Genomic DNA, 5247 nt, shown 5'->3' with positions numbered 1-5247 from the left:
GCCGAGCGGACCCCTGCCGCGGGTGCGGCGCAGGGTCACGGGGGGACCGGGTCGCGGGGACCGGGCCGCCGCCGGGCGGGCGGGCCGCGGCCCGGAGTGCCGCTGCGATGGTCGCGCGGAGCCGGGCCGGGTCGTCGTCCCCGGCGTCGAGCCGCACCCAGGCCACGGCCTCCGGCGTACGGGCCGCCCAGTCCGCGAGCAGCGTCGTCTTGCCGTATCCGGCGGGGGCGCAGACCAGGACCGCCGGGCGGTCGGGGCCGCCGTCCAGCGCGTCGTACAGCCGCTCCCGGGCCACGAGGGAGGGCACCGGCCCGGGGGCCGTGATCTTCTCCGACGGGACCGGCCCCCCAGAAGGGCGCCGGTCACCGCGTTCACCCATACGGCCACGGTAGGACCGGCAGCGGACCCCCTCAACTCGTGTCCCCCGGATTTCCTCGGGCCCCCGGATTTCACCGGGTCCCGGATTTCACCCACGGCGGGTGAGGCGCCCCGGACACCGCCGGGCGGAGTGTGGACGGGCGTCCCGACGTGGGCGGATACGGACACGGACAGGAGCCGACGCGGCGGACGCGGACAGGAGGTGCGCTATGGACGGTCTCGTGAGCCCGGACGGCCTCGTGAGCCTGGCGTACGACTACCCGGTGCTGGGGGTCTTCTGGACCGTGATGTGGTTCTTCCTCTGGGTCCTGTGGCTGTCGGTGCTGTTCCGGGTCATCTTCGACATCTTCCGCGACCCCCACCTGGGCGGCTGGGGGAAGACCGGATGGCTGCTGTTCGTGCTGTTCGTCCCGTTCCTGGGTGTGCTCGTGTACGTGATCGCGCGGGGCCAGGACATGGGCAGGCGCGAGATCGAGCACGCCAAGCAGAAGCGCGCCGCCTACGACGAGTACATCAAGCAGGTCACGGGCGGGGGCGGCAGCGCGGACGAGCTGACCAAGCTCTCCGAACTCAAGGCCAGGGGCGACATCACCGAGGAGGAGTTCGCCCAGGCCAAGCAGAAGCTCCTGAGCTGATCCCGAAGATCCTGAGCCGACCCCCGACCCCCGACCTCCAATACCCGATCCCCAATCCCGATCCCGAGCCCGAGAAACCGGGCCGAGAAACCGAGAAGCCGAACTGACGAGGTGTCGCCATGAGCCAGAGCGCCACGACTACCCAGAATCCCCGCAACCCCGACAGGCACCAGGGGCTGGCGAACGGAGGAACCACGTTCGCCGGAGTCCTGCTGGCCGTGACCGGTCTCCTGAGCATCTTCCGGGGGATCATGGGCATCGCCAAGAACGATGTCTTCGTCGCCACCAAGGACTACGTCTTCCGCTGGGACCTCACCGGCTGGGGCTGGATGCACCTGATCCTCGGCCTGCTGGTCTTCCTGGTGGGCCTGGCCCTGCTCAAGGCCGCGCCCGCATGGGCCAGGACCGCCGGCGTGGTCCTCGCGAGCCTCGCCCTGATCGTCAACTTCCTCTCCCTGCCGTGGCATCCGCTGTGGTCGCTGATCCTGGTGGCCCTGTACGCGTTCATCATCTGGGCGCTGTGCACGGTCAAACGCGGGCACACCTGACCGTCTCGAAAGCAGGGACACCTGACCGGCGGGGACCCTGACCGCCTCGAAACCTGACCGTCGCGAAACCTGACGCGGTCGTCCCGAAGGAGGCCGGATGGACATCAGGCAGGCGCTCCCCGAGCGTGCCCCGTGACCGGCGGTGGGTCCCCGTACCCGGCCATCGCCGACCACGGGCTGATCGGCGATCTGCAGACCGCCGCCCTGGTCTCGACGGACGGGAACATCGACTGGTTCTGCTGCCCCCGGTTCGACTCACCGAGCGTCTTCGGCTCGCTACTGGATGCCCGGAGCGGCGGCGAGTTCCGGGTGCGGCCCGCCCAGCGCGCGTACACGGCCAAGCAGCTCTACCACCCCAACACGGCCATTCTCATCACCCGGTTCATGACCGAGGAGGGCGCGGGCGAGGTGGTCGACTTCATGCCCGTGTGCACCGGCCGGGAGGTCACCCGCCGCCACCGGCTGGTGCGGATGTTCCGCTGTGTGCGCGGGCGCATGGAGTTCGACGTGCGGCTCGCCCCGCGCTTCGACTACGGCCGCGCCCACCACCGCGTCGAGGCGTACGACTCCGGGGCCGTGTTCGTCTGCGACCCGACCGACGGCTTCCCCGACGGCATGGAGCTGACCGTGCACTCGGTGCGCGAGGCCACGGACGCCCGGCCCGCGCGCGTGACCGCCGTCGACAACGAGAGCGGCGGCGAACTCCACGGCTGGATACCGCTGGTGGCGGGCGAGCAGCGCGGCCTCGTCCTGGAGTCCTTCGCCGAGTGCCCGCCGCGCGAGATCCACGCCGACGAGTTCCAGGGCCTTTTCGAGGACACCGTCCGCTACTGGCGCCTCTGGCTCGCCCGCTCCCAGTACACCGGGAGGTGGCGGGAGTCGGTGGAGCGCTCGGCGATCACCCTCAAGCTCATGACGTACGCGCCGAGCGGGGCGGTGGTGGCCGCGCCCACCGGCGGGCTGCCGGAGCAGGTCGGCGGCGAGCGGAACTGGGACTACCGCTACACCTGGATCCGGGACGCCTCCTTCTCCGTCTACGCGCTGCTGAAGCTGGGCTTCACCGAGGAGGCCGCGGCGTTCATCGACTGGCTGCGCGACCGCGTACGGGAGCAGGCGGGCGGCGCCGGGCCGCTGAACACCATGTACCGGGTCGACGGCTCCTCCGAGCTGGTCGAGGAGACCCTCGACCACTGGGAGGGCTACCGCGGCTCCCGCCCCGTACGCATCGGCAACGGCGCCGCGACCCAGCTGCAGATGGACATCTACGGGGAGGCGCTGGACAGCATCTACTTCGCCGACCAGCGCGGCATCCAGCTCGACCACAAGGGCTGGACGTCGCTGGGCACCATCGTCGACTGGCTCACCCGGCACTGGGACCAGCCCGACGAGGGCATCTGGGAGACCCGCGGCGGGCGGCAGGACTTCACGTACGGGCGGCTGATGTCGTGGGTCGCGCTCGACCGCGCGGTCCGCCTCTCCACCGAACGCGGCCGCCCCGCCCAACTACTGGACTGGATCACCCAGCGGGACGGGATCTACGCCCAGATCATGGACCGCGGCTGGAACCCGGACCGGCAGGCGTTCGTCCAGCACTACGGCACGGACGTGCTGGACTCCTCGCTGCTGCGGATGTCCACCGTCGGGTTCATCGCGCCGCACGACCCGATGTGGGGGGCGACGCTCACGGCGATGGACGAGGAGCTGGTCTCCGACAGCCTCGTCTACCGCTACAACCCCTCGGCCTCCCCCGACGGGCTGCGCGGCTCCGAGGGCACGTTCTCGCTGTGCACGTTCTTCTACGTGGACGCCCTGGCCCGCGCCGACCAACTCGACCAGGCCCGCCTGGTCTTCGAGAAGATGCTGACCTACGCCAACCACCTGGGCCTGTACTCCGAGGAAGTGGCCGTCACCGGTGAACAGTTGGGCAACTTCCCCCAGGCCTTCACCCACCTGGGCCTCATAGACACCGCCCTGACCCTGGACGAGGCCCTCAACCGCCCACCCCAGCGAAGGCTGTAGCAGGGGCGAGGACGAAGTCCCGGCGAGCCCCAGCCGCGGGGCCGAGCCCCAAGGCCCCCGCCATGGGGGTCTGGGGGGACGAAGTCCCCCAGGAAAGATCCCGCCGCAACGGCGAGCACCCCGACGCCGGAGCCCGGCGGTGCCGAACCCACCGCAACTCCCTGCGCCCCCCGCGGCAGCGCCCCGGCAGAACCCCATTAGCCCGTCCGCAGGACATCCGGCCGACTCGCCGCACCAGGGGCGGGTCCGACCCGCAACCCGTACGGTTTCCTCGCCCGCATGGACGCCGTCATGGAGTTGATGGCCGCCGGCCCGGAACAGACGCTCCCCGCGCGGCAGCTGATGGCCTTCACCCTCGCCACGCACATCCTCCTCGTCCCCTTCGGCGTCGCCCTCCCCTTCCTCACGCTGCTGATGCACCACCGCGGCCTGCGCCGCCAGGACGCCGACGCGCTGCTGCTCGCGCGCCGCTGGTCGGCGGTCATGGCCGTGCAGTTCGCCGTCGGCATCGTCACCGGCACGGTGCTGTCCTTCGAGTTCGGCCTGCTGTGGCCGGGAATGATGGGGCGCTGGGGCGACGTCTTCGGGATCGGCTTCGGCGTGGAGGCCTGGGCCTTCTTCCTGGAGGCCGTGCTCATCGCGATCTACCTCTACGGCTGGAACCGGCTCAGGCCCTGGCACCACTTCTGGCTCGGCCTGCCGCTGCCCGCCGCCGCCCTGATGGGCGCCTTCGGCATCATCGCCGCCAACGCGTGGATGAACACCCCGCGCGGCTTCACCCTCGACTCCTCGGGTCGGCCGGTCGACGTCGACCTGCGCCGCGCGGTCTTCACGCCCATGCTCGGGCCCGAGTACTGGCACTTCGTCCTGGCGATGATCCTCACCGCCGGCTATGTCGTCGCCGGCGTCTACGCCGTCGGCTGGCTGCGCGGCCGCCGCGACCGCTACCACCGGCTCGGCTTCACCCTCCCCTTCACCGTCGCCGCCCTCACCACCCCCGTCCAGTTCCTGGTCGGCGACACGGTCGCCCGCGAGGTCTTCCACCACCAGCCCGTCAAGTTCGCGGCGGCCGAACTGGTGTGGAAGACCGACACCCACGTCCCGGAGTACCTGTTCGGCCGGATGAACCCCGACGGCTCGATCTCGGGCGGCATCAAGATCCCCTGGCTGGACTCGATGCTGGCCGGGTTCAGCCCGGACACCGAGGTCACCGGGCTGACCTCCGTCCCGGCCGACCAGCGCCCGACGGCCGTTCAGGCCACCATCGTCCACTGGGCGTTCGACCTCATGGCGATCATCGGCTCCATCCTCGTGCTGCTCGCCCTCTGGTACGCGTGGTGCTGGTGGCGGCGGCGCGATCTGCCCGCCTCGCGCTGGTTCTTCCGGTGCGCCGCCTGCGCGGGCGGCGCCTCGCTGGTGGCCGTGGAATGCGGCTGGATCACCACCGAGGTGGGCCGCCAGCCGTGGATCGTCTACGAGTCGATGCGCGTCTCGGAGGCCGTCACCACCACCCGCCCCGCCGCGCTGTGGGCCATGCTCGGCATCGTCGTGGCGGTCTACGTGGCCCTCTTCGGCGCGTTCCTGGCCGTCCTCCTCGCGATGCGCACCCGATGGCGCACCAGGGACGCGAGCCCCGACCCGCGGCCCGCCGCCCCCGAGACCCACAC

The 5247-nt window shown here is 71.2% G+C and carries 4 protein-coding genes and 1 pseudogene; 4 read left to right on the top strand and 1 reads right to left on the bottom strand.

Going from position 1 to position 5247, the window contains the following annotated elements; translation table 11 throughout:
- Window positions 1-379 (bottom strand): annotated as a pseudogene (locus AOK16_RS16165) (hypothetical protein); the annotation flags it as partial.
- A gap of 208 nt (window positions 380-587) precedes the next feature.
- Here AOK16_RS16165 and AOK16_RS16160 point away from each other — a divergent pair.
- The 4 genes from AOK16_RS16160 to AOK16_RS16145 form a co-directional block, all read left to right on the top strand.
- Window positions 588-1013, top strand: coding sequence for an SHOCT domain-containing protein (locus AOK16_RS16160; protein WP_055472943.1), 426 nt, complete (start codon window positions 588-590; stop codon window positions 1011-1013).
- Between the two features lie 119 nt (window positions 1014-1132).
- Window positions 1133-1561, top strand: coding sequence for a DUF7144 family membrane protein (locus tag AOK16_RS16155; RefSeq protein WP_055472942.1), 429 nt, complete (start codon window positions 1133-1135; stop codon window positions 1559-1561).
- A 132-nt stretch (window positions 1562-1693) separates the two neighbouring features.
- Window positions 1694-3580, top strand: a complete 1887-nt coding sequence (locus tag AOK16_RS16150; protein WP_055472941.1) for a glycoside hydrolase family 15 protein — start codon at window positions 1694-1696, stop codon at window positions 3578-3580.
- A 279-nt stretch (window positions 3581-3859) separates the two neighbouring features.
- On the top strand, window positions 3860-5247 hold a 1388-nt coding region (locus AOK16_RS16145), incomplete at its 3' end, for a cytochrome ubiquinol oxidase subunit I (protein WP_055472940.1).

Source organism: Streptomyces pathocidini (assembly GCF_001418495.1).
Classification (GTDB): domain Bacteria; phylum Actinomycetota; class Actinomycetes; order Streptomycetales; family Streptomycetaceae; genus Streptomyces; species Streptomyces pathocidini.
Note: the sequence above shows the minus strand (reverse complement) of the source record. Positions and strands in the feature narration are given on the sequence as shown.